The 24,069-nt window shown below is 70.5% G+C and carries 23 protein-coding genes; 13 read left to right on the top strand and 10 right to left on the bottom strand.

Annotated elements, in window-relative coordinates; all coding sequences use genetic code 11:
• Positions 1-134 precede the first annotated feature (134 nt).
• From IE273_RS36925 to icmA, 8 genes are all read left to right on the top strand, one after another.
• Positions 135-479 carry a DUF3817 domain-containing protein gene (locus IE273_RS36925; RefSeq protein WP_030992282.1) on the top strand — a complete coding sequence of 115 codons (345 nt, stop codon included), beginning with the start codon at positions 135-137 and terminating at the stop codon, positions 477-479.
• A complete protein-coding gene (locus IE273_RS36920; RefSeq protein ID WP_014675047.1) occupies positions 476-769 on the top strand; it encodes an MTH1187 family thiamine-binding protein in 294 nt (97 codons plus the stop codon). Before IE273_RS36925 ends, IE273_RS36920 begins: the two co-directional genes overlap by 4 nt.
• Before the next feature lie 149 nt (positions 770-918).
• On the top strand, positions 919-1,671 hold the full coding sequence (locus IE273_RS36915; protein WP_189819496.1) for a hypothetical protein: 753 nt from the start codon (positions 919-921) through the stop codon (positions 1,669-1,671).
• Positions 1,668-2,348 (top strand): DUF4166 domain-containing protein, encoded by a 681-nt coding sequence (locus tag IE273_RS36910; RefSeq protein WP_189819495.1) that lies wholly within the window; start codon positions 1,668-1,670, stop codon positions 2,346-2,348. Before IE273_RS36915 ends, IE273_RS36910 begins: the two co-directional genes overlap by 4 nt.
• A complete protein-coding gene (locus tag IE273_RS36905; RefSeq protein ID WP_189819494.1) occupies positions 2,345-2,995 on the top strand; it encodes a TetR/AcrR family transcriptional regulator in 651 nt (216 codons plus the stop codon). Before IE273_RS36910 ends, IE273_RS36905 begins: the two co-directional genes overlap by 4 nt.
• Positions 2,996-3,160: 165 nt before the next feature.
• The gene (locus IE273_RS36900) at positions 3,161-3,667 is read left to right on the top strand and encodes a MarR family winged helix-turn-helix transcriptional regulator (protein WP_189819493.1); all 507 of its coding nucleotides are present in this window, start codon (positions 3,161-3,163) and stop codon (positions 3,665-3,667) included.
• Positions 3,668-3,709: 42 nt separating this feature from the next.
• Positions 3,710-4,048 (top strand): DUF3817 domain-containing protein, encoded by a 339-nt coding sequence (locus IE273_RS36895; protein WP_189819492.1) that lies wholly within the window; start codon positions 3,710-3,712, stop codon positions 4,046-4,048.
• 75 nt (positions 4,049-4,123) lie between these two features.
• Entirely contained in the window at positions 4,124-5,824 is a 1,701-nt protein-coding gene (icmA, locus tag IE273_RS36890; RefSeq protein WP_014675053.1) for a coenzyme B12-dependent isobutyryl-CoA mutase large subunit, read from the top strand.
• Between the two features lie 49 nt (positions 5,825-5,873).
• On the opposite strand, the gene IE273_RS36885 is transcribed toward icmA, so the two are convergent.
• Entirely contained in the window at positions 5,874-6,515 is a 642-nt protein-coding gene (locus tag IE273_RS36885) for a TetR/AcrR family transcriptional regulator (protein ID WP_189819491.1), read from the bottom strand.
• A gap of 208 nt (positions 6,516-6,723) precedes the next feature.
• On the opposite strand from IE273_RS36885, the gene IE273_RS36880 reads away from it, so the two are divergent.
• The 4 genes from IE273_RS36880 to IE273_RS36865 all read left to right on the top strand — a co-directional run bounded on the left by IE273_RS36880 (position 6,724) and on the right by IE273_RS36865 (position 11,136).
• Entirely contained in the window at positions 6,724-7,695 is a 972-nt protein-coding gene (locus tag IE273_RS36880; protein ID WP_189819490.1) for a tetratricopeptide repeat protein, read from the top strand.
• A 623-nt stretch (positions 7,696-8,318) separates the two neighbouring features.
• Positions 8,319-8,957 carry a DUF6230 family protein gene (locus IE273_RS36875; RefSeq protein ID WP_015493344.1) on the top strand — a complete coding sequence of 213 codons (639 nt, stop codon included), beginning with the start codon at positions 8,319-8,321 and terminating at the stop codon, positions 8,955-8,957.
• Positions 8,958-9,074: 117 nt separating this feature from the next.
• Positions 9,075-9,665: a DUF6114 domain-containing protein gene (locus IE273_RS36870; protein ID WP_189819489.1), complete on the top strand. Its 591-nt coding sequence runs from the start codon at positions 9,075-9,077 to the stop codon at positions 9,663-9,665.
• Complete coding sequence (locus IE273_RS36865; protein ID WP_189819488.1) at positions 9,655-11,136, top strand: hypothetical protein; 1,482 nt, start codon at positions 9,655-9,657, stop codon at positions 11,134-11,136. Before IE273_RS36870 ends, IE273_RS36865 begins: the two co-directional genes overlap by 11 nt.
• A 96-nt stretch (positions 11,137-11,232) precedes the next feature.
• On the opposite strand, the gene pyk is transcribed toward IE273_RS36865, so the two are convergent.
• From pyk to pta, 3 genes are all read right to left on the bottom strand, one after another.
• On the bottom strand, positions 11,233-12,660 hold the full coding sequence (pyk, locus tag IE273_RS36860) for a pyruvate kinase (protein WP_014675059.1): 1,428 nt from the start codon (positions 12,658-12,660) through the stop codon (positions 11,233-11,235).
• A gap of 84 nt (positions 12,661-12,744) precedes the next feature.
• Positions 12,745-13,956, bottom strand: coding sequence for an acetate kinase (locus tag IE273_RS36855; RefSeq protein WP_189819487.1), 1,212 nt, complete (start codon positions 13,954-13,956; stop codon positions 12,745-12,747).
• Positions 13,953-16,055: a phosphate acetyltransferase gene (gene pta / locus IE273_RS36850; protein WP_189819486.1), complete on the bottom strand. Its 2,103-nt coding sequence runs from the start codon at positions 16,053-16,055 to the stop codon at positions 13,953-13,955. Before pta ends, IE273_RS36855 begins: the two co-directional genes overlap by 4 nt.
• A gap of 193 nt (positions 16,056-16,248) precedes the next feature.
• On the opposite strand from pta, the gene IE273_RS36845 reads away from it, so the two are divergent.
• Positions 16,249-17,274 carry an ATP-dependent 6-phosphofructokinase gene (locus IE273_RS36845; protein WP_189819485.1) on the top strand — a complete coding sequence of 342 codons (1,026 nt, stop codon included), beginning with the start codon at positions 16,249-16,251 and terminating at the stop codon, positions 17,272-17,274.
• Between the two features lie 100 nt (positions 17,275-17,374).
• On the opposite strand, the gene IE273_RS36840 is transcribed toward IE273_RS36845, so the two are convergent.
• The 6 genes from IE273_RS36840 to IE273_RS36815 form a co-directional block, all read right to left on the bottom strand.
• Positions 17,375-18,202 carry a carbohydrate ABC transporter permease gene (locus IE273_RS36840; RefSeq protein ID WP_189819484.1) on the bottom strand — a complete coding sequence of 276 codons (828 nt, stop codon included), beginning with the start codon at positions 18,200-18,202 and terminating at the stop codon, positions 17,375-17,377.
• Complete coding sequence (locus IE273_RS36835; protein WP_189819483.1) at positions 18,202-19,065, bottom strand: carbohydrate ABC transporter permease; 864 nt, start codon at positions 19,063-19,065, stop codon at positions 18,202-18,204. Before IE273_RS36835 ends, IE273_RS36840 begins: the two co-directional genes overlap by 1 nt.
• Entirely contained in the window at positions 19,062-20,453 is a 1,392-nt protein-coding gene (locus IE273_RS36830; protein ID WP_189819482.1) for an extracellular solute-binding protein, read from the bottom strand. The genes IE273_RS36835 and IE273_RS36830 overlap by 4 nt, the downstream gene beginning before the upstream one ends.
• A gap of 107 nt (positions 20,454-20,560) precedes the next feature.
• Entirely contained in the window at positions 20,561-20,752 is a 192-nt protein-coding gene (locus IE273_RS36825; RefSeq protein ID WP_189819481.1) for a hypothetical protein, read from the bottom strand.
• 18 nt (positions 20,753-20,770) lie between these two features.
• Positions 20,771-21,628 (bottom strand): helix-turn-helix domain-containing protein, encoded by an 858-nt coding sequence (locus tag IE273_RS36820; RefSeq protein WP_189819480.1) that lies wholly within the window; start codon positions 21,626-21,628, stop codon positions 20,771-20,773.
• Positions 21,629-22,127: 499 nt separating this feature from the next.
• Entirely contained in the window at positions 22,128-24,065 is a 1,938-nt protein-coding gene (locus IE273_RS36815; RefSeq protein WP_373309454.1) for a tetratricopeptide repeat protein, read from the bottom strand.
• Positions 24,066-24,069 lie beyond the last annotated feature (4 nt).

Below are 24,069 nucleotides of genomic sequence, written 5' to 3'. Positions count from 1 at the left end.
CGGCCGGGCGGGTGGACGGAACAGGGCCCATGGGTGGAGACCCACCCTGAGCGGACCCCTAAGGGCGCGGTTTGCCACAATGGGGGAACGCTTGTGCGTGCGTTCACAAACGACTCTCCCACCGAAGGTGACCCGTGGACATCAAGACCGCCACCGCCCTCCGCCGTCTCCGACTGGTCTCGGCCCCGGAAGCCGTGTCCTTCCTGATCCTGCTCCTGTGCTCGGTGCTGAAGCGGACCACGGACTTCAACGCGGTCCCCGTGATGGGCGGGGTCCACGGCGTCCTCTTCATCCTCTACGTGATCTTCTGGGCGGACGCCTGGAACCGCGCCAAGTGGCCGCTGAGGACGGCGGCCCTCTACTTCGTCCTCTCGGTGCTGCCGACCGGAGGCTTCTTCGCCGAGCGCAAGCTGCGCCGCGAGGCCGAGGACGCCGTCATCGCCGCCCGTGCCCGCAAGGAAGGGGTCGTGAACGCATGATCGTCGCCTTCTCCGTGACGCCCCTCGGCGTCGGTGAGGACGTGGGGGAGTACGTCGCCGACGCCGTGCGCGTGGTCCGCGAGTCGGGGCTGCCCAACCGCACCGACGCCATGTTCACCTCGATCGAGGGCGAGTGGGACGAGGTCATGGACGTCGTCAAGCGGGCCGTCGCCGCCGTCGAGGCGCGCGCCCCGCGCGTCTCGCTCGTCCTCAAGGCCGACATCCGCCCCGGAGTGACCGACGGACTCACGTCCAAGGTGGAGACCGTCGAACGGCACCTCGCCCAGTAGTCCCACCCGTCCGCGGAACCCCGAAACCCCGGTCCCCCAGGGCCGGGGTTTTGTCGTACCACCTCTTTGAGCGTCCGCTCAAAAAGGTGTACGTTCGGCGAAAGAGGGTTTGAGCGGTCGCTCAAACCCGTGCTCACGTGGGGGAACACATGGGTCTCTACGCAGAGACGCACATCCGCGCCGACCTCGACGAGCTCTGGGCCCGCACCCAGGACCCCGCCCGCCACCAGCGCTGGGACCTGCGCTTCACCGAGATCGAGTACCTCCCGCGCGCGGAGGGCGAGCCGCAGCGCTTCCGGTACGCCACGCGCGTGCTGCCGTTCCTCACGGTCTCCGGCACCGGCGTGGCCGCCGGGGAGAAGGAACGGCCCGACGGCAGCCGCACCTCCGCCCTGCGCTTCGCCTCCCCGCACCCCCTCTCCCTGATCGCCGAGGGCAGCGGCTACTGGCGCTACGTCCCCGACGCCCACGGCGTCCGCTTCCTCACCGGCTACGACTACCGCCCCCGCTGGGGAGCCCCCGGCGCCCTCGCCGACCGCCTGCTGTTCCGCCCGCTCATGGGCTGGGCCACCGCCTGGTCCTTCGACCGGCTCCGGCTCTGGCTGGAGCGGGGCATCACCCCCGAGCGGGCCCTGTACCGCTGGCTGGCCGAACTGACGGCTCGGGCGCTCCTCCTCGCCCTGTGCCTGACCGGCCTGGGACGGGGCTCGCTCCCCGGCCCGTCCGGCCCCTTCGCGGACTCGCTGGCCTACCTCTGCCCGCTCCTCCTCCTGCTCGGCATCTCCCTGGCCCTGTTCAAGGCACCGCTCGCCGGTACCCCGGCCGCCCGCCGCTGCCTGCGCGCCCCCGCCACCCGCACCCGCGCGCCCCGCCTCCTGCGCACCCTGGAGAAGCACGGATGACCTCGATCTTCCAGACCGCCATGGGAGCGGAGTTCCAGCGCCTCCACCCCGCCCTGCGGCGCCGCTTCTCGGTGGGGCTGGCCGGCGGCGAGGCCTGCACCGGCCGGGGCGTGATGGACCGGATCTGGCACGGACCGGCCTTCGTGAAACCGTTCCTCGCCCTGGGCGCCACCCGGAACATCCTGGTCCCGAGACCCGGCCGGAACGTCCCCTTCGTGATCGAGAACGTGCCCTACAGGGACACCTTCGGGCGTGAGACGGTGAGCTTCGTGCGCACCTTCCACCTGCCCGGCCGCGCCCGCCGCTTCGACGCCCAGATGGTGCTCGACCCCCGGGGCGACCGCGTCCTCGACTACCTCGGCACCCACCAGCACCTCGCGACCGACCTGTACTTCCGCGCCGAGCCCGACGGCTCCCTGCTCATCCGCTCCGGCACGCACCGGTTCCGGGAGGGCCCGGTGGACGTCCGCGTCCCCGAGCTCGTCGGCGCGACGGCCGAGGTCCGGGAGTCGTACGACGAGACGGCCGGCCGCTTCCGCGTCCGCGTGCGCGTGGTGAACCGCTGGTTCGGCCCGCTCTTCGGCTACGAGGGCTCCTTCACTGCGTCGTACACCGACGTCCGCGCCGATGGCGTGCGGCCCGGACTGCGCCCGGTGCGGGAGGAGGCGCGCGCGTGAGCCCGGAGACCGCGAAGGCGCAGGAGACCAAGGCGAAGCTGCTGGAGGGCGCCCTGCGGACGCTCACCGAGCAGGGCATCGCCAAGACGTCGGCCCGTACGGTGGCGGCGGCGGCCGGGGTCAACCAGGCGCTGGTCTTCTACCACTTCGGATCGGTGGACGAGCTGCTCGCCGCGGCCTGCCGGTACGGCGCGGAGAAGGCCGTGGCCCGGTACCGCGAGCGCCTCGCCACGGTGGACTCGCTCGCCGAGCTCCTCGCCGTCGGCCGCGAGATCCATGAGCACGAGCGGGCCGGCGGCCATGTGGCCCTGCTCGGCCAACTGCTCGCCGGCGCCCCGACGCACGCGGCACTGGGCCCGGCGACGGCCGACGGGCTGCGGCTGTGGATCACCGAGATCGAGCGGGTGCTCCGGCGCGTGCTGGCGACGACCCCCTTCGGCGAGTTCGCCGACCCGGCGGGACTGGCGCGGGCGGTGGCCGCGTCGTTCGTCGGCATCGAGCTGTACGAGGGAGTGGACGAGACGGGGGCGCACGCGGCGCTGGACGCCCTGGAACAGCTCGGCGCGCTGGTGGCCGCGGTGGAGTCCCTGGGCCCGGTCGCCCAGCGGGCCGTCCGGCACCATCTGCGGCGGCGGGGACGCGGCTGACCGCTCGGACGGCCGGGGTACGGGCGGGTGCGCGGGCGTGACGGCTTGCCGCGCCCCCGGTCCGCCGCCCCGCGCGGAGCCGCCGGCACGCGCTCGTGAGCGGCCGGGGACCGAAAGGCGAGACGGAGCTGACCGGCATATGACCGGCCGGTAGGGTCTGAAGACGTGCCGAAGCCTCTCAGCCTCCCGTTCGACCCCATCGCCCGCGCCGACGAACTCTGGAAGCAGCGGTGGGGCAAGGTGCCGTCCATGGCCGCGATCACCTCGATCATGCGGGCCCAGCAGATCCTGCTCTCCGAGGTGGACGCGGTGGTCAAGCCGTACGGGCTGACGTTCGCCCGGTACGAGGCGCTGGTGCTGCTCACCTTCTCCAAGGCCGGTGAGCTGCCGATGTCCAAGATCGGTGAGCGGTTGATGGTGCACCCCACGTCCGTGACGAACACGGTGGACCGGCTGGTGAAGTCCGGATTGGTCGCCAAGCGGCCCAACCCCAACGACGGGCGCGGCACGCTGGCAGTCATCACCGACAAGGGGCGCGAGGTGGTCGACGCGGCCACCCGTGACCTGATGGCCATGGACTTCGGGCTCGGGGCGTACGACGCCGAGGAGTGCCAGGAGATCTTCGCGCTGCTGCGCCCGTTGCGGATCGCGGCACACGACTTCGACGAGTGACCCGGGGCAAGATCTCCCGGAACGGGTGGTTACGCTCGCTCCATGAAAAAAAGCGTGCTGACCCGCTACCGCGTCATGGCCTACACCACCGGCGTGCTGCTGGTGCTGCTCTGCCTGAGCATGATCGCGAAGTACGGGCTGGACGTCGACGGTGCCGCCGACTTCACCCGGGTCGTCGCCATCGCCCACGGCTGGCTGTACGTCGTGTACCTGATCTTCGCGTTCGACCTGGGCTCCAAGGCCAAGATGCCGGTCGGCCGCCAGCTCTGGGTGCTGCTGGCGGGGACGATCCCGACCGCCGCGTTCTTCGTCGAGCGGAAGATCAGCCGCGAGCTGGAGTCCCGGGTCGCCGACGAGACCCCGGCCGTCGCCAAGGCGTAGCGGGTACCGCCGTACGGATGCCGTGCGGCGGTCTGCCATCGACATTTACTAGGACGTCCAAGTAAATTCGAGGGTATGGACGCTCACGCCATCGAGGAGGGCCGCCGACGCTGGCAGGCCCGTTACGACGCCGCGCGCAAGCGCGACGCGGACTTCACCACGCTCTCCGGCGACCCCGTGGAGCCGGTGTACGGGCCCCGGCCGGGTGACACGTACGAGGGATTCGAGCGGATCGGCTGGCCCGGGGAGTACCCCTTCACGCGCGGGCTCCATCCGACCGGCTACCGCGGTCGCACCTGGACGATCCGGCAGTTCGCCGGGTTCGGCAACGCCGAGCAGACCAACGAGCGGTACAAGATGATCCTCGCCGCCGGCGGCGGGGGCCTGTCCGTCGCCTTCGACATGCCGACGCTCATGGGGCGGGACTCCGACGATCCCCGCTCCCTCGGCGAGGTCGGGCACTGCGGGGTCGCCATCGACTCGGCCGCCGACATGGAGGTGCTCTTCAAGGACATCCCGCTGGGGGACGTGACGACCTCCATGACCATCAGCGGGCCCGCCGTGCCCGTCTTCTGCATGTACCTGGTCGCCGCGGAGCGGCAGGGCGTCGATCCGGCGGTGCTCAACGGGACCCTCCAGACCGACATCTTCAAGGAGTACATCGCGCAGAAGGAGTGGCTCTTCCAGCCCGAGCCCCACCTGCGGCTGATCGGCGACCTGATGGAGCACTGCGCGGCGGGGATCCCGGCGTACAAGCCGCTCTCCGTCTCCGGGTACCACATCCGGGAGGCCGGGTCCACGGCCGCGCAGGAGCTGGCGTACACGCTGGCGGACGGGTTCGGGTACGTCGAGCTGGGGCTCAGCCGCGGTCTCGACGTCGACGTCTTCGCGCCCGGCCTGTCCTTCTTCTTCGACGCGCACGTCGACTTCTTCGAGGAGATCGCCAAGTTCCGGGCGGCGCGCCGGATCTGGGCGCGGTGGATGCGGGACGTGTACGGCGCGAAGTCCGAGAAGGCGCAGTGGCTGCGGTTCCACACCCAGACCGCGGGTGTCTCGCTGACCGCGCAGCAGCCGTACAACAACGTGGTGCGCACGGCGGTGGAGGCGCTGGCGGCCGTGCTCGGCGGGACCAACTCGCTGCACACCAACGCGCTCGACGAGACCCTCGCCCTGCCCTCCGAGCAGGCCGCGGAGATCGCGCTGCGCACGCAGCAGGTGCTGATGGAGGAGACCGGGGTCGCCAATGTGGCCGATCCGCTGGGCGGCTCCTGGTACGTCGAGCAGCTGACGGACCGGATCGAGGCGGACGCGGAGAAGATCTTCGAGCAGATCAAGGAGCGGGGGCTGCGGGCTCACCCGGACGGGCGGCACCCGATCGGGCCCATCACGTCCGGCATCCTGCGCGGGATCGAGGACGGCTGGTTCACCGGGGAGATCGCGGAGTCCGCCTTCCGGTACCAGCAGGCGCTGGAGAAGGGGGACAAGAAGGTCGTCGGCGTCAACGTCCACACCGGGTCCGTCACCGGGGACCTGGAGATCCTGCGGGTCAGCCATGAGGTGGAGCGGGAGCAGGTGCGGGTGCTCGCCGAGCGGAAGGCGGCGCGGGACGAGGCGGCTGTGCGGGGGGCGTTGGACGGGATGCTCGCCGCGGCCCGGTCCGGGGCCAACATGATCGAGCCGATGCTGGAGGCCGTGCGGGCCGAGGCGACGCTGGGGGAGATCTGCGGGGTACTGCGGGACGAGTGGGGGGTGTACACGGAGCCGGCCGGCTTCTAGGCCCTGGCCGGGCCGGCTGCCGGGGGGCTCCGCGCCCCCTGGCCCCGGTCTACGCCCGCTCGTCACCCGATTCGGCCGGCTGGGACGCGAGGCCCAGCAGCAGCAACCGCGTGAAGCTGCGGACCCAGTCCCCGTCCGCCGGTTTGCCGCTGACCAGGGTGCGGTGGACCACCGCGCCCGCGACCACGTCGAAGATGAGGTCCACCGTGCGGGCGGACTCCCCGGGGTCCGGTTCCGGGGGGAGTTCGCCGCGGCACTGGGCCCGGGCGCGGCCCTCCAGGACCAGCCGCATCTGCCGGTCCACGATGGAGGCGCGGACGCGTTCGCGCAGGGCCTCGTCGCGGGTGGCCTCGGCGACCACCGCCATCAGGCCGCTCTTGGCCTCCGGGCGGGCCAGGATGGCCGCGAACTGGAGGACGACGCCCTCGATGTCGGCGGCGAGGCTGCCGCGGTCGGGGAGTTCCAGCTCGTCGAAGAGCTCCGCCACCGCGTCCACGACCAGCTCGTTCTTGCCCGCCCAGCGGCGGTAGAGGGTCGTCTTCGCAACCCCGGCCCGCGTGGCGACGTCTCCCAGGGTGAGTTTCGACCAGCCGAGTTCGACCAGAGCCTCCCGGGTCGCGGCCAGGATCGCGGTGTCCGCGGCGGCGCTGCGCGGGCGCCCGGTACGGCTGGCGGGAGTGCGGCTCTGCATCCCCCGACCATAACCGGCGGGTTCTGTGCGGTCGTGAGGGAGATCACCGGGGAGTGGTGCCGCGCGGTGCCCTCATGGCATTACGCTACGGGTCGTAGCGAAAGCTCGTGAGGGACGTACGCGAGCGACGACCACCAGGCGTGGGGTGGGGACCCGGCGCCGCACATCGTTTTTTTCATCAGACGCGGGATCGGGGGAGGATAGACGCATGCAGCCACGGAACATGTCCATGAGCGGTGTCGTCGACCTCGCCGCGGTGAAGGCGGCCCAGGAGGCCAAGGCCAAGGCGGAGCAGGCGCGCGCCGAAGCCGCCCGGCAGGGCGGGACGGGGGCCGTCTCCCCGGCCGATCTCGTCATCGACGTCGATGAGGCGGGCTTCGAGCAGGATGTCCTCCAGCGCTCCGCCGAAGTCCCGGTCGTCATCGACTTCTGGGCCGAGTGGTGTCAGCCCTGCAAGCAGCTGAGCCCGGTCCTGGAGCGGCTGGCCGTCGAGTACAACGGGCGCTTCCTCCTCGCCAAGATCGACGTCGACGCCAACCAGATGCTGATGCAGCAGTTCGGGATCCAGGGCATCCCGGCCGTGTTCGCCGTCGTGGCGGGCCAGGCGCTGCCGCTCTTCCAGGGGGTGGCCGGCGAGCAGCAGATCCGGGAGACCCTCGACCAGTTGGTGGCGGTCGCGGAGCAGCGCTTCGGGCTGACCGGTCTGACCGTCGACCCGGACGCGGAGCCGGGCGGTGCCCCGCAGGCCGCGGCGGCCGAAGGGCCGTACGACGCCGCGCTGAACGCCGCCGCGCAGGCGCTGGACGCCGGCGACCTGGGCGGGGCCGTCCAGGCGTACAAGAACGTGCTGGCCGACGACCCGGCCCACCCGGAGGCCAAACTGGGCCTGGCGCAGGCCGAGTTGCTCCAGCGGGTGCAGGGCATGGACCCGCAGAAGGTGCGTCAGGAGGCCGCCGAGAAGCCGAAGGACGCGCGGGCGCAGATCGCCGCCGCCGACCTGGACCTGGTGGGCGGGCACGTCGAGGACGCCTTCGGGCGGCTCATCGAGACCGTGCAGCGCACGGCGGGTGACGAACGGGAGGCGGTACGGCTCCGGTTGCTGGAGCTGTTCGAGGTCGTGGGCCAGGAGGACCCACGGGTGGTGGGCGCACGCAGGGCGCTCGCGCGCGCCCTGTTCTGACCAGTCCCTAAACGCCACGGCTTGTGATGCCGGGGTGAAAGGTTTGCCGAGACGTGTCACGGCGGCCGCGCTTTACCAAATCTTGGTAATCGCGGCTGCTGTTACTGCGAGTAAATCGAGGCCGTTGGTCTGTCTGGATTCGTCCAGGGATCAACGGCTTTGCTCTGCCCTGTGGTGCCACCGAGCGTCGCAGTCCGAGACCGGTCGGTCGTCCTCCGGTTATCCCGCCGTTACTAGCCAGTAACGAACCCCCTTGTGCCCGGGCCGAGAATGCACCACGATCGGCGACGCTCGGTCCATTCCCGTACCCCGGCAGCCGGTCGGGTCACCGGGAGACTCTGGGTCCCCACCGAGCAGACCCGGCGGCAGTGGCGCCGGGTCTAGGGCAGGGGGGTCTTCGCCGGCCGGCGAAGCCTGTCCAGCAGGGTTGTGCGTGATGCGTGTCAGGCGCGACCAGTGGTTGTCGCTCGGGGGTGATCGCCGGTGATTCGGGCGCTGTTCGCGCCGCCGAGCGCGGGCGCTCTCCTTCCCGAGGACGTAGCACTTCTCCCATCCCTGCTCGGCTGAGCCGCTGATTCGGGGCGAGTCCGGGCCAGGAGATGTACGTCCGAGAAGGAGGAAATATGGAGTCCCAGGTGCGTGGCGGGACCAGATGGAAGCGGTTCGCTGTGGTCATGGTGCCCAGCGTGGCCGCCACGGCGTGTATAGGTGTCGCGCTCGCGCAGGGCGCTCTCGCCGCCTCGTTCAGCGTGTCCGGCCAGTCGTTCAAGGTGTCCGCCGACGAGCTCGTCGGCACCGGCTTCTCGCAGTACGGCGCCATCGACAGCGGCTACACGCTGGACGGCAAGAAGACGGCGCACCCGGTGGCCGTCTCGGCGTTCAAGCACGCCGAGATCACCAACCTGTGCCAGTCCGTGGTCACGCCCGACGTGCCGATCTTCGGCAACGTCAGCCTGATCCTTCGGGCCGGCGGCGCGGGCGCCGAAAAGGTGCAGGCCGACAACATCTACATCGACGTCGCCGACCTCAACGCCGACGCGACGTTCGAGAACATCGACATCGGTGTGGCCGCCAAGGACGCCTCCAAGGGTCCGGGCATGAAGGGCGGCGGCGAACAGGCCAACCCGTACGGGTTCGCCCAGCAGGCCGACAAGGCCACGCTGGTCGGCGTGAAGCAGACGGCGTGGGCGACCACCGCCGGAACCTTCAAGCTCAGCGGCCTGAAGATGTCGCTGTCGACGGGTGCCAAGGAGTGCTACTAAGCACTCGCTGACGGGCGGGGGAGCCGGTGGCGCCCCCGCCCGTCCACACTCCGGCCGCGTCCTCACACGCGGCACACATCACCACCACAGCAACGCCGCACCAGGGAGCTGTTTTCCATGAGCGCCGAGACTCCTGCCGCCGCACCCGGCCAGTTCACCCGCCGGAGGCTGCAGTTCCGCGCCTGGCGGGGCACGCGGCCGTTCTGGGCCGGTCTGTTCGTCATGCTCGGCGGCTTTCCGATCATGTACTTCCCGTACGCCCACCTCCAGCTCGGACACCTGACGCTGGCCATGGCGACCACCGCGGGAGCCGGGTCCCTGATCATCGGTGTGCTGCTCATCGTCCTGGGCATCAGCCTCTGGTTCCAGAAGCACGTGCGGACCTTCGCGGGCGTCGCCGCGATCCTGCTCGCGCTGGTGTCCATCCCGGTGTCCAACTTCGGCGGCTTCGTCATGGGCTTCCTGCTGGCCATGGTCGGCGGAGCGCTGGCCGTGGCCTGGGCGCCGGGCACGCCTCCGCAGGAGCAGCCGCCGACCGAGGCCACCCCGGGCGAGGGCGGTGCCCCGGGCACGGCTCCGCTGCCGCACCAGGGCACGACCCCGGCGGCCGACGCCGGCCCGGCCGGGCCGTACAAGGCGCCGTGGGAGAACGACCTGTCAGGAACGAGCCCGGCCAACGGGGCGAACGGGAGGCACAGTGCCGGCTGACGAGGTGACCCGCGGGACCGACGCGAACGGGTCCCGCGCGAGATCCGGGCCCCGCCACGCGGCCCCCAGAAAGCCGCTGTTCACCAGGTTCCACATGCCGGCCGGCAAGGCGATAGCCTCGGTGGCCATGCCCACGGCGGTCCTCATGGGCATGGGCTTCACCTCCACGCTCGCCCTGGCCGACAACAACGGCAGTCCGTCCCCGTCGACGTCGGCGAAGAGCCTGACGGCCGACGAGTACAAGGACTGCGTGAAGGCGCTGGACGACGGCTCCAAGGCCCCCTCGGCCTCACCGTCGCCGTCCGCGTCCCAGAGCACGTCGGCCGAGCCGTCGCCGTCGCCGACCACCGGGAGCGGGAAGACGCAGGACCCGGGCGGTACCTCTTCGTCGGATTCAGGTTCCGACGACAAGGGCACGCCCGAGCCGACCGCGACCTCGGGGGCCTCCGACTCCGGTTCGTCCGGCTCCGGTTCGTCGGGCTCCGGTTCGTCGGGCTCCGAGTCGGGCTCTGGTTCCTCGGGCTCCGGTTCCTCGGGCTCAGGGTCGGGCTCGGACTCCGGTTCGGGTTCCGGCGGTGACACCACCACGCCGACGCAGTCGCAGCCCCAGAGCGGTGGCGGGAACGTCCTCGACACCATCGGGGACACGCTCGGCGACCTCCTCACCGGCGGCGACAAGGACTCCGGTACGCCGTCGCAGACGCCGGCCCCGACACCGTCCGCGTCCCAGTCGCCCGCCGCGGACACCACGGACGCCCCGTCCACGGACACCTCGTCCGGCGGCGGCAAGGAGTCCGGCGGCGGCAAGGAGTCCGGCGGAGGTGCCTCCGACACCGTCAAGGACACGGTGAAGAAGGCCACGGACACGGCCAAGGACACCGTCGACGGCACCACCGGCACCGTCTCCAAGACGGCGGGGGACGCCACGGAGGCGGCCGGTGACGCGACCGGGTCGGCCACGCCGGACCCGTCCGCGAGCGAGTCCGCCTCCGCCGACGACTGCCCGGTGGCCACGGACGACGAGGGCGGCGTCGACAACAAGGTGCTGGTGGCGGACGACCCCTGGTACCTGAACGCCAGCTCCCTGCTCCTCAAGGGCGCCGACTACCAGGGCATCGTCGAGGTGAGGACGGCGGGCGGCACCACCAAGAAGGTGCTGAAGTACGTCATCTCCGGCGGCACCGACATCGGTGACCTGCACCAGACGGTGAAGGACGCGCAGGCGAACAAGACGTACCACGTCCAGGCGGCCAGGGGCTCGACGTCCACCATCACCGGTGGCGACACGGTGATGTACACCCAGAGCATCTCGGGCAACCTGTTCGGGCTGATCCCGGTGACCTTCAGCCCCGACAGCCCGCCCCCGCTGAACATCCCGCTGATCTACTTCACCAACGTCAAGGTGACCCAGGCGGCCCAGTTCGGCGGCAACCTGCACGTGCCCGGCATGCACATGTACACGACCGACTGAGCGGTCGTACAAGCCAGTTCGGGAGCCGCACAACACCGAGGGCGCCCCCCGTCGCGGGGGCGCCCTCGGTGTCGTACAAGACCGTTGCCGGATCGGTCAGTTGCTCTGGGTGCCCAGGTGGTGGACGCGGAGCATGTTGGTGGTGCCGGGGACCCCGGGGGGCGAGCCGGCGGTGATGATGAGGGTGTCGCCCCGCTCGAAGCGGCTGAGCCGGTCGACCTCCTGGTCCACCAGGTCGACCATCTCGTCGGTGGTGTTCACGAACGGCACGACGTGCGACTCCACGCCCCAGCTCAGGGTGAGCTGGTTGCGGGTGCCCTCGTCCGTGGTGAAGGCGATGATCGGCTGGATCGCGCGGTAGCGGGAGAGGCGGCGCGCGGTGTCGCCGGACTGCGTGAAGGCGACCAGGCCCTTGGCGCCGAGGAAGTCGGCGATCTCGGCGGCGGCACGGGCCACCGAACCGCCCTGCGTACGCGGCTTCTTGCCGGGGACGAGGGGCTGGAGGCCCTTGGAGAGCAGCTCCTGCTCGGCCGCGGTGACGATCTTCGACATGGTCTTGACCGTCTCGACCGGATAGGCGCCCACGCTGGACTCGGCCGACAGCATGACCGCGTCGGTGCCGTCCAGGATCGCGTTGGCGACGTCGGAGGCCTCGGCGCGGGTCGGACGCGAGTTGGTGATCATCGACTCCATCATCTGGGTCGCGACGATCACCGGCTTGGCGTTGCGCCGGCACAGCTCGATCAGGCGCTTCTGCACCATGGGGACCTTTTCGAGCGGGTACTCGACGGCGAGGTCACCGCGGGCGACCATCACGCCGTCGAACGCCATCACGACGTCCTCCATGTTCTCCACCGCCTGCGGCTTCTCCACCTTGGCGATGACGGGGACGCGGCGGCCCTCCTCGTCCATGACGCGGTGGACGTCGTGGATGTCCTTGGCGTCCCGGACGAAGGACAGCGCGACCAGGTCGCAGCCCATGCGGAGGGCGAAGCGCAGGTCCTCGACGTCCTTCTCGCTCAGCGCGGGCACGTTGACGGCCGTGCCGGGCAGGTTGATGCCCTTGTGGTCGGAGACGACACCGCCCTCGATGACGATCGTCTTCACCCGCGGGCCCTCGACGTCCAGGACCTTCAGCTCGACGTTGCCGTCGTTGATCAGGACCTGGTCGCCGCGCGAGACGTCACCCGGCAGCCCCTTGTACGTCGTACCGCAGATGTGCTTGTCACCCGGCACGTCCTCGGTCGTGATGACGAACTCGTCACCGCGCTCCAGCTCGACCGGGCCCTCGGCGAAGGTCTCCAGGCGGATCTTCGGGCCCTGGAGGTCGGCGAGGACGCCGATGGGACGGCCGGTCTCCTTGGAGGCGGCCCGGACGCGGTCGTACCGCGCCTGGTGCTCGGCGTGGGTGCCGTGGCTGAAGTTGAACCGGGCCACGTTCATGCCCGCCTCGATCATGGCGACGAGCATCTCGTGGGAGTCGACCGCGGGGCCGAGAGTACAGACGATTTTCGAACGGCGCATGGGGCGATCCTATCGGTTTGTTTCGCTACGGAATATTCCGTCTGGCGGAAGATACAAATGAGTGCCACACCGCTCAGGTGCTATTCAGTTGTTCTTTCCGACCAGTGCGTAGGTCTGCGTCGCGATCTCCAGTTCTTCATCCGTCGGCACCACCGCGACCGCCACCCGGGCGGACTCCGGCGAAATCAGCCGCGGTCCGCCGCCGCGTACGGCGTTCCGCTCCGGGTCGACCGCCAGGCCCAGGCCCGTCAGCCCCGCGATCGCCGCCTCCCGCACCGGTGCCGCGTTCTCGCCGACCCCGGCGGTGAAGGCCACCGCGTCCACCGTGCCGAGCACGGCGTAATAGGCGCCGATGTACTTCTTGATCCGGTGAATGTAAATGTCGAAGGCGAGCGCGGCCTCTTCGTCGCCCTCGTCGATCCGGCGGCGGATCTCCCGCATGTCGTTGTCCCCGCACAGACCGAACAGACCGCTCCTCTTGTTGAGAAGAGTGTCGATCTCGTCCATGGACATATCCCCAACCCGGGCCAAATGGAAGATGACGGCCGGATCCAGATCACCGGATCGCGTACCCATCACGAGCCCCTCCAAGGGGGTCAGTCCCATGGAGGTGTCCACGCAGCGGCCCTTCTCCACCGCGGAGGCGGAGGCGCCGTTGCCCAGGTGCAGCACGATCACGTTGACCTCGGACGGGTCCTTGCCCAGCAGCCGCGCGGTCTGCCGCGAGACGTACGCGTGCGAGGTGCCGTGGAAGCCGTAGCGGCGGATGCGGTGGCGGTCGGCGATCTTCGGGTCGATCGCGTAGCGCGCCGCCGGCTCCGGCATCGTCGTGTGGAACGCGGTGTCGAAGACGGCGACCTGGGGCAGGTCCGGGCGGAGCGCCCGCGCGGTGCGGATGCCGGTGAGGTTGGCCGGGTTGTGCAGCGGGGCGACCGGGATCAGCCGCTCGATCTCGGTGAGCACCGCGTCGTCGACGACGGTGGGCTCGGTGAAGAACATCCCGCCGTGCACCACCCGGTGGCCGATCGCGGCCAGCTCGGGGGAGTCCAGGCCCAGGCCGTCCCGGGTCAGCTCCTCGGCGACCGCCTTGAGGGCGGCGTCGTGGTCGGCGATCGGCCCGGTGTGCTCACGGGTGTCGCCGCTGGTGAGGCAGGTGTGCTCGATCCGGGAGGTCTGCTCGCCGATCCGCTCGACCAGGCCCACTGCGAGCCGGCTGCTGTCCCGCATGTCCAGCAGCTGGTACTTCAGGGACGAGGAGCCGGAGTTGAGGACGAGGACACGGGTGGGGGAGGTCACTGCTGGGACGCCTTCTCGCTGGGGTTCCGGGTGGGGCCCTGGGCCTGGATCGCCGTGATGGCGACGGTGTTGACGATGTCCTGGACGAGCGCGCCCCGGGACAGGTCGTTGACCGGCTTGCGCAGACCCTGGAGCACCGGGCCGACGGCGATCGCGCCGGCCGAGCGCTGCACGGCCTTGTAGGTGTTGTTGCCGGTGTTGAGGTCGGGGAAGATCAGCACGCTGGCCTGCCCGGCGACCTCGGAGCCGGGCAGCTTGGTCGCGGCGACGGACGGCTCGACGGCCGCGTCGTACTGGATCGGGCCCTCGATCTTCAACTCGGGCCGGCGCGAGCGGGTCAGCTCGGTGGCCTCGCGCACCTTGTCGACGTCGGCGCCCGATCCGGACGTACCCGTGGAGTACGACAGCATCGCGATCCGCGGCTCCACGCCGAACCGCGCGGCCGTCGTAGCCGACTGGATGGCGATGTCCGCGAGCTGCTCGGCGTCGGGGTCCGGGTTGACCGCGCAGTCGCCGTAGACCAGCACCTTGTCGGCCAGGCACATGAAGAACACGGACGAGACGATCGAGGCGTCCGGCTTGGTCTTGATGATCTCGAAAGCGGGCCGGATGGTGGCCGCCGTGGAGTGCACCGAGCCCGACACCATGCCGTCGGCCAGGCCCTCCTCGACCATCAGGGTGCCGAAGTAGTTGACGTCCGAGACGACGTCGTAGGCCAGCTCCACCGTGACGCCCTTGTGGGCGCGCAGGGCCGCGTACTTCTCGGCGAAGGAGTCGCGCAGCTCGGAGGTGGCCGGGTCGATCAGCTGGCTGTCGCCGAGGTCGATTCCCAGGTCGGCGGCCTTCTTGCGGATCTGGTCGACCGGACCGAGCAGGGTCAGGTCGCACACGCCCCGGCGCAGCAGCACCTCGGCCGCGTGCAGCACCCGTTCCTCGGTGCCCTCCGGCAGCACGACCCGCCGCTTGTCGGAGCGGGCCTGCTCCAGCAGCTTGTGCTCGAACATCATCGGGGTGACCCGGTCGCTGCTCGGCGCCGAGACCCGGCGGGCCAGGTCGGTGGTGTCGGCGTACCGCTCGAACAGGCCGAGCGCGGTCTCCGCCTTGCGCGGGGTGGCCGCGTTCAGCTTGCCCTCCAGGGAGAAGAGCCGCTCGGCGGTGGGGAAGCTGTTGCCCGACACCGAGAGCACCGGGGTGCCGGGGGCGAGGCGGGCGGCGAGGGTGAGGATCTCGTCGCTCGGCACCTCGTTCAGGGTCAGCAGCACACCGGCTATCGGCGGGGTGCCGGCGCTGTGCGCGGCGAGCGAGCCGACGACCAGGTCGGCGCGGTCGCCCGGGGTGATGACCAGGCAGCCCGGGGTCAGGGCGCCGAGGAGGTTCGGCAGCATGGCGCCGCCGAAGACGAAGCCCAGCGCGTCCCGGGCGAGCCCGGAGTCGTCGCCGAGCAGCACCTTCGCGCCGAGGGTCTGGGCGATCTGGGAGACCGTCGGGGCGGACAGGGCGGGCTCGTCGGGGACCACGTACGCCGGCACCGGCAGCCGGTTGGTGAGCCGCTCGGCGATCTCGTCGCGGTCCTCGCGGGCCACCCGGTTGGCGACCATGGCGAGCACGTCGCAGCCGAGGCCGTCGTAGGCGCGGTAGGCGTTGCGGGTCTCGGCCAGCACGGACTCGGCGGACTGCCCGCGGCCCCCGACCACCGGGATGACGGAGGCGCCGAACTCGTTGGCGAGCCGGGCGTTCAGCGACAGCTCGTCCGGCAGCTGGGTGTCGGCGAAGTCGGTGCCGAGGACGAGGACCACGTCGTAGTCGCGGGCCACGAGGTGGAAGCGGTCGACCAGGGCGGAGACCAGCTCGTCGGTGCCCTGCTCGGCCTGGAGCGCGGACGCCTGGTGGTAGTCCATGCCGTAGACGGTCGCCGGGTCCTGCGCGAGGCGGTACCGGGCCCGCAGTAGCTCGAACAGGCGATCCGGGCCGCCGTGGACGAGTGGACGGAACACGCCCACCCGGTCGACCTGCCGGGTGAGGAGTTCCATGACCCCCAGCTCCACGACCTGGCGGCCGTCACCGCGGTCGATCCCGGTCACGTACACGCTGCGCGTCACGTGTCCACTCCGTTCCTCATGTCGCCTTCGTCGCCACTGCGGCATAAAAATCGCTCACCGAGGTGAGCAGAACCCTCTTGACAATACCCCTGTGGACGGATAAGGCGCCCGTCAGGATCTCATTGGCGCGACGGACGTGAAACAATCGACACCGGCTCACCGGCACACGACAGCGAGCAGGAGACACAGCACGATGCGCATCGGAGTTCTCACCGCAGGCGGCGACTGCCCCGGCCTGAACGCCGTGATCCGGTCGGTCGTGCACCGGGCGGTGGCGCAGTACGGCGACGAGGTCATCGGCTTCGAGGACGGCTACCGGGGTCTCCTCGACCGCCACTACCGCACCCTCGACCTGGACGCGGTCAGCGGCATCCTGGCCCGCGGCGGCACCATCCTCGGCTCCTCCCGGCTGGAGCGCGACCGGCTGCGCGAGGCCTGCGAGCGGGCCACCGACATGGTCGAGGAGTTCGGCATCGACGCGCTGATCCCGATCGGCGGCGAGGGCACCCTGACGGCGGCCCGGATGCTCTCCGACGCCGGCCTCCCGGTCGTCGGCGTGCCCAAGACCATCGACAACGACATCTCCTCCACCGACCGCACCTTCGGCTTCGACACGGCCGTCGGCGTGGCGACGGAGGCCATGGACCGCCTGAAGACCACGGCCGAGTCCCACCAGCGGGTGATGGTCGTGGAGGTCATGGGCCGGCACGCCGGCTGGATCGCCCTGGAGTCCGGCATGGCCGCCGGCGCCCACGGCATCTGCCTGCCCGAGCGCCCCTTCGACCCCGCCGACCTGGTCAAGATGGTCGAGGAGCGGTTCGCCCGCGGCAAGAAGTTCGCCGTCGTCTGCGTCGCCGAGGGCGCCCACCCCATGGACGGCACCATGGACTACGGCAAGGGCGACATCGACCAGTACGGCCACGAGCGCTTCCAGGGCATCGGCACCGCGCTGGCGTACGAGCTGGAGCGGCGCCTGGGCAAGGAGGCCAAGCCGGTCATCCTCGGTCACGTCCAGCGCGGCGGCGTCCCCACCGCGTACGACCGTGTCCTCGCCACCCGCTTCGGCTGGCACGCCGTCGAGGCCGCCCACCGCGGCGATTTCGGCAGGATGACCGCGCTGCGCGGCACCGACATCGTGATGGTGCCGCTCGCGGAGGCCGTCACCGAGCTGAAGACGGTGCCGAAGGACCGGATGGACGAGGCGGAGTCGGTCTTCTAGCCGGTCCGCTCCTCAGGTCAGCGCGCTGTGCGGCGAGTCGGGCGTGCGCGAATACGAGCGCACGCCCGTGCCGACGGCACGGACGGAACGCCCTTCCGGCTCACCCCTTGACCGCGCCGCCGAGCGCGAAGCCGCCGCCCAGCCGCCGGGCCACCAGGACGTACAGCAGGATCACCGGCGTCGAGTAGATCACCGAGAACGCGGCGAGCTGGCCGTACGCCACCATGCCCCGGTTGCCGAAGAAGTCGTTGATGCTCACCGAGGCCGGCATCTGCTCCGGGGTGAGCAGCAGCATGAACGGGACGAAGAAGTTCCCCCACATCATCACGAACGAGAACACGGTCACGACGGCGAGTCCCGGCCCCATCAGCGGCAGCACGATCCGGACGAGGGACTGCGCCGCCGAGGCCCCGTCCGTCCAGGCCGCCTCCTCCAGCTCCGTCGGCACGCCGTCCATGAAGTTCTTCATCAGCCAGATCGCGAACGGCAGTTGGGAGGCGGCGAAGAAGAGGATCGTGCCCTGGAGGGTGTCGATGAGGTTCACCCGGACGAACAGGGCGTACACCGGCACCATGATCGCCGTGATGGGCAGGCTCGTCGCGAACAGGATCGTCAGCAGGAACGGCCGGTTCAGCCGGGACCGGAACCGGGACAGCGGATACGCGGCGAGGGCGGCGCAGCCGACGGTCAGCGCCGTGGCGCCCCCGCACAGGATGAGGCTGTTGAGCAGCGGGGTGTAGGTGATGTCGGGGGTCAGGATCGCGCGGAAGTTGGCCAGGGTGAGGCCGCCCGGGACCTTGACCCGCAGGTTCGCGTGCGGGTCCACGGCGGACAGCAGCACCCAGGCGAGGGGCAGCGCGAAGGCGGCGGCCACCGCCAGCAGCGAGACATCGGCGGCGAGCCGCCGGGAGGCACGGTTGCGGGCCATCAGACCTCCGTCCGCAGCAGCCGCAGATAGACGACGGAGAACAGGGAGCCGACGACCAGCAGGAGCAGGGCGACCGCGGTGCCGTACCCGATCATGCTGTTCTGGAAGGCCTGCTCGTACATGAACAGCGGCAGCGTCTGGCTCCGGTCGCCGGGGCCGCCCCGGGTCATCACCCAGATCAGCCCGAACACGGAGAGCGTCTGGAGGGTGTTGAGCATGAGGTTGGTGCCGATGGAGCGCCGGATCATCGGCAGCGTGATGTGCCACAGCCGCCGCCAGCCGCCGGCCCCGTCCACCTCGGCGGCCTCCGTGATCTCGGCGGGGATCTCGTCCAGCGCGGCGGAGTACACCAGCATCGAGAACGCCGTCCCGCGCCAGACGTTGGCGAAGGACACCGCGAGGACGGGCAGTGTGAACAGCCAGTTCTGCCGGGGCAGGTGGAGCCAGTCCAGGATCGCGTTGAGGGTGCCCTCGCGCCGGAAGAACGCGTAGAGCAGGAACCCGGCGACGACCTCCGGCAGCACCCACGCGGTGACGACGACCGCGCCGGTGAGGGTGCGGACGGGCTTCGACGCACGCTTCATCAGCGCGGCGAGGGCCAGCCCCAGGGTGTTCTGCCCGACGAGCGAGGACAGCACCGTGAACACCAGGGTCAGCCAGACGGCGTTCAGGAACGCGTCGTCCCGGAACGCCCGGCGGAAGTTGGCGAAGCCCACGAAGGAGGAGTGGGCCTGGCCGGTGAGCTGGAGGTCGGTGAAGGCGATCCAGACGCAGTAGGCGATCGGCCCGGCGAGGAACAGCAGCAGCAGGACCAGGGCGGGGGCGACCGGGAGGACCCGGACGACCGGGTTCCGGCGCCTCACCCGCGGACCACTTGGCCGCCGGTGACGTCCTTGACCGTGGCGTCGTACTCGCCCGCCGCCTTCGCCACGGACAGGTCACCGGTCGTGACCGCCTCCATGGCCTCCTGCACGGCGGTCGACACCTTCGGGTACGCCGGGTACGCGGGCCGGTAGTGGGTGCTCGCCACCAGGTCGGTGAAGAACTTGATGCCGGGCTGGGCGCCGACGTACTTCGGATCGGCGGCGACGTCCTCGCGGACGGCGATCCCGGAGTTGGCGATGTACCACTTCCGCGCGTTGTCCTTCGTCTGCATCGTCCGGACGAAGTCGAAGGCGAGGTCGGGATTGGCCGCCTTGGCCGGGATGGACCAGGTCCAGCCGCCGGACATGCTCACCTTGCCGGGCGCCTGCCCGTGTTGCGTCGGCATGGCCGCGAGTCCCAACCGCTGGGACCAGTCCGGCCACTCGTGCCCGCTGCCCGGCAGCCAGGCGTAGGGCAGCCAGGAGCCGTCGAGGGCGATGCCGAGTTTGCCCTGGGGGAGCAGTTCGCCGTTGACGGTGGTGTTGAAGTTCGGGTCGAGGGCGTCGGAGACGTCCGGGCCCAGCTTCTCCCGGTAGACCGTCTCCACGAAGGCCAGCGAGTCCTTGAAGCCCTGCGATCCCGTGATCCACTTCTTGCTGCCGCTGTCGTACAAGGGGTCCCGCGTACCGTCGCCCGTGCCGTACAGCAGCATCTCGAAGCCCTGCATGGTGGCCCGCTCACCGGCCGGCTTGCCGGTGTAGACGTTGAGCGGGATCACGCCGGGGACCTTCCGCTTGATGGTGCGGGCGGCGGCGAGGACGTCGTCCCAGGTCTTCGGCTGCCAGTCCGGCGGCAGCCCGGCCTTCTCGAACACCCGCTTGTCGAACCAGAGCCCGCGCGTGTCGGTCCCGTCCGGGACGCCGTACGTCTTCCCGTCCTGCCCCTTGGCCGCCGCCTTCGCGGTGTCGATGAACCGTCCCCAGTCCGGCCACTTGGCGAGGTAGGGGTCGAGCGGCTTCAGGTACCCGCTGGTGATGTCGGAGTTGATGAGGAAGGTGTCCTCGTAGACCAGGTCCGGGGCGGTGCGCGGCGAGCGCAGCATCTGCTGGAGCTTGGTGTAGTACTCCGAGTCCGGGGCCTTGATCGGCACGAACTCGACCTTCTTGCCGGGGTACTTGTGCTCGAACTGCTTCTTGATGCCGACGAGGTAGGTGTCCATCACCTTGACGGAGTTGTCGGTGGACTGCTTGTACGACACCTTGATCGTGTCCGGACTGCTGCCGGAACCGCTGCCGCAGGCGGTGAGGGTGGTGGCGGCGAGAGCGGCGGTGAGGAGGAGGGAGAGGGGGAGGCGGTGGGAGTGGGCGGCGGTGAGGCGCACGGGCATGACCTCCTGAGCACACGTGGGGGTGGCGCGGAGATGACTGCCGTGTGAAGGTAAGAGGAGTGGTCTAGTCAGGTCAATGTGTCTGCGCGGGATTGATCCTCGGCGGACTACAGCAGATGGTCCGCCTTGCCGGCCTTGATGTCCCGGATGAGGGCGCGGAGGGCTTCGCGGGAGTCGGTGAGTGCGCGGTCCTCCTGGCCGGAGACGGCTATGTAGGCGTTGCCGCCGGGGTCGGTGCCTATGCGGAAGCAGTTGTTGCCTTCGGCACAGAAGGGCTCTTCCCAAGTGATGTCGGTCATGATGTTTCCTCTCCGGGATCAGAGCTGGCGGGCGATGGCGTGGATGAGTTCCCGTGAGTCGTCCGGACTCAGCGTGTGGGCGTGCCACCAGTCCATGTGGGCTCGGTACTTGTCCAGTTGAGCCTCGGAGTGGGTGAACTCGCCGCCGTGGGCCGAGTCCAGCTGCACGGTGTCGAGCTGGGGAACGGCTCCGTGGGCGTAGAGCACCGCGTGTCCCGCGCCGGGGAAGGCTCCGGCCTCCACGGGGAGCACACGGATCTCGATGTCGGGGCACTCGGAGACCGCGCAGATGTGCAGGAGCTGCTCGCGCATGGCGCGACGCCCGCCGAACTGCATGCGCAGGGCCCACTCGTGCACGTACGCCACGTAATCGACGGGTGCCGGCTGCTCGCGGTCGAGTACCTGTTGCCGCCGTAGGCGCTGTACGACACGGAGTTCGACCTCTGAGGCGGGCAGCGGCGGCAGCGCGGCGGCGAAGATGGCACGGGCGTACTCGGAGAGTTGCAGCAGCCCCGGAATGTGCACAGCCTGGTAGCTCTGCAGCCGCGTGGCGAACCATTCCAACTCGGCGACATCTAGGAGGCCTTGGGGGAGAGTCCCTCTGAACTGCTGCCACCAGCCCTTCTGGCGTGTGTCGGCCATCGCGGCCAGCGCCTCGACGTACTCCCCGTCCGCGCATTCGTAATTGCTGGCGAGTATCCGGACCCGTTCCGGCGAGGTGGCGCGGACTCCCGACTCCATGTTGGACACCTTCGTGCGGTCCAGTCCCAGCAGCCCGGCGGCGTACTCCGTGGTCCGCCCGGCCGAGAGCCGCATCCTGCGCAGTTCGGCGCCCAGGCGTCTCTGGCGTTCCGTCGGCGCGGGCCTTGTCGGCATCGATGCCCCTTCTCCCGGCGAGTCGTCGGCTCATTCGCCACCACGCTCACCTGTACCTGTTGAAGGAGTCACCGTGTCCGCGCACCCGTCACCGTCTCGGCCTGTCCGCTCTCCACCGGCGAGCCGCAGGCGCCGCCGCCGTCCCCCGCCGCGCTCGCCTACAGCCTCACGCTGCCCGCCGGACCGACCAGCCCCAGGTGGTCGCCGAACTGGTGGCCTGTGCATGGAAGTTCACCCCCGACAGCGAGGTGTGTCGCTTCGGTACCGGGACGGCGACGTACGGGTGATCGTCTACGACGGACACCCCCGGCACACCCATCCGCGGCTGGCGGCGGCCTGTGACACGCGGAGGCGGGCGGCGCTGCGGGTGCTCGGGTGCGTGGTGCGGGCCTGTGAGGGGGGTGGGGGTTCGGGGAGGCGCGGGAGCCCGGAGGTGGGACGCGGATGTGGGCGGTGGTGCCTTGGCGGGGGCTCGGGAGTACGTGAAGCGAGGTGGGGGTTATTCCCGTAGTTCGGCGGCGCGGGTGCGGGCCTGGGCGGCTCGGTCCGGGGCATTGGCGTGGGTGAACGCGTCGGCGGCCTGGAGGTAGGCGCTGCGGGCTTCGGCGGATTGGTTGGGGGCCTCGTGGGCGCTGGCCAATCTTTCGAGGGTCAGCCCTAAGTGGTACCAGTCCTCGAACTCCCGGAAGATCTGCAGGGACCTCTCGTACGCTTTGATCGCCTTCTTCTTCCGGCCTGTCTTCCATAGGGCGATTCCGAGGTTGATCCACGCCGTACCCTCGCGGTGTCGGTCTCCGACGGTTCGGTACAGGTCGCGGGCATGAGTGTTGGCGTCGATCGCTTCCTCTGTCCGGCCCGCGTGGTGCAGGGCGAGGCCTAGGTTGTTCCAGGCCATTGCCTCGCTGTGGCGGTCATCGGCGGCTTGGTACAGGTCGCGGGCCCGGGTGTGGGCGGCGATTGCTTCTTCCGTCCGGCCCGCGTGGTACAGGGCGAGGCCTAGGTTGTTCCACGCAGTGCCCTCGCGGTGTCGGTCTCCGGAGGTCCGGTACAGGTCGCGGGCCCGAGTGTGGGCGTCGATCGCCTCCTCCGCCCGGTCTGTCTCCCCCAGGGCGAGGCCGAGGTGGTCCCACGCGATGGCCTCGACCAGCCGATCCCCGACGAGGCAGGCGGCCTCCCGCGCTGCCTCCGCAACAGTGATCCAGTCGTCGAAATACCGCCGCCAGTCCAGGTACTCCCCCAGACACTGGGCCAGCCCCGCCGCCGCGTTCGCGAACCTCTCCTCTCGCCCCCACTCCACCGCGGCCACCAAACCCGCCCGCTCCGCGTCCAGCCAGGCCAGCGCTTGTCCCCGGTCCCCGAACCGCTCCGGCTCCTTCATCCCCGGCAGCCACCGCAACCGGTCATCAGCCGCATCCGCCCACCGCCGGTAGAACCCCAGCACCCGTTCCCGTGCCGCCTCCCCCTCCTCCCGCAACCCCGCGTCCCCCGCCACCACAACCGCCCCGAACCCCCGCACCAGGTCGTGCAACTGCCACCGCACCGCGGAAGCCGTCCCGTTGCCGCCCCGCACCGGCGCGACGAGATGTGTGGCAGCCAGGTCCTCCAGCAGCGACAGCACGGACTCCGTGCTCACGTCCGCGAGAGCAGCGACCGTCTCCGTCCCGGTCTCCGCGCCCGGAGCCAGGCAGAGCAGGCGCAGCAGGCGGGCCTGGTCGGGTGGCAACCGGCGGTAGGAGGCCTCCAGTACGGGGCGCAGCACGAGCGAGCGCCCGTACAGGTCCGCTCCGGGACTGCCTTGGTCGAGGACGGCGGTCGCATCTCCAGCGGCCCGGATGTCGGCCACCAGGGAGGAAATGTCCCGATGCCTTCGCCGGCGCAGCATGCCCGCCGCGATCTGCAGCGCCAGGGGCAAGTGCCCGCACAGGTCGGTCAGTTCGCGCAGTGCGTCAGGCTCGCGTGCCGGGCGGTCGTCGCGTTCGTCGGAGTCGTGCAACGCACGCTTCACCAGGGCCACCGAGTCATCCGGATCGAGCGTCTCCAGGTCGATCAGACGTATCGGAAGGGCGTCGGGGCGGTCCCGGGAGGTGATGAGCACCCGGTGCCGGTCCGTACCGGGCAGCAGCGGCACGTACTGGGACGGGTCCGACGCGTTGTCCAGGATCAGGAGCATCCGGTCCCGCCGTTCGGCGAGGAGTGCACGGTACGTGTCGTACTGGCGCTCCGTCGTCGGCGGCAGGTCCCGGTCCCGCACGCCGAGCGCGTCGAGCAGGGCCAGGACCGCCTGATCGGCCGTGACCGGGTCGTCGTCGTACCCGCGCAGGTCCACGAAGAGCGTCCCGCCCGGGAACCAGCCCCTCGCCCGCGCCCGGTGCGCCGCCTCCACCGCGAGCGCCGTCTTGCCGATGCCGCCCATGCCGGTGACGGCGAAGACGAGCAGGGGA

The sequence above is a fragment of the Streptomyces olivaceoviridis genome (assembly GCF_014650115.1).
Classification (GTDB): Bacteria; Actinomycetota; Actinomycetes; order Streptomycetales; family Streptomycetaceae; genus Streptomyces; species Streptomyces olivaceoviridis.
Note: the sequence above shows the minus strand (reverse complement) of the source record. Positions and strands in the feature narration are given on the sequence as shown.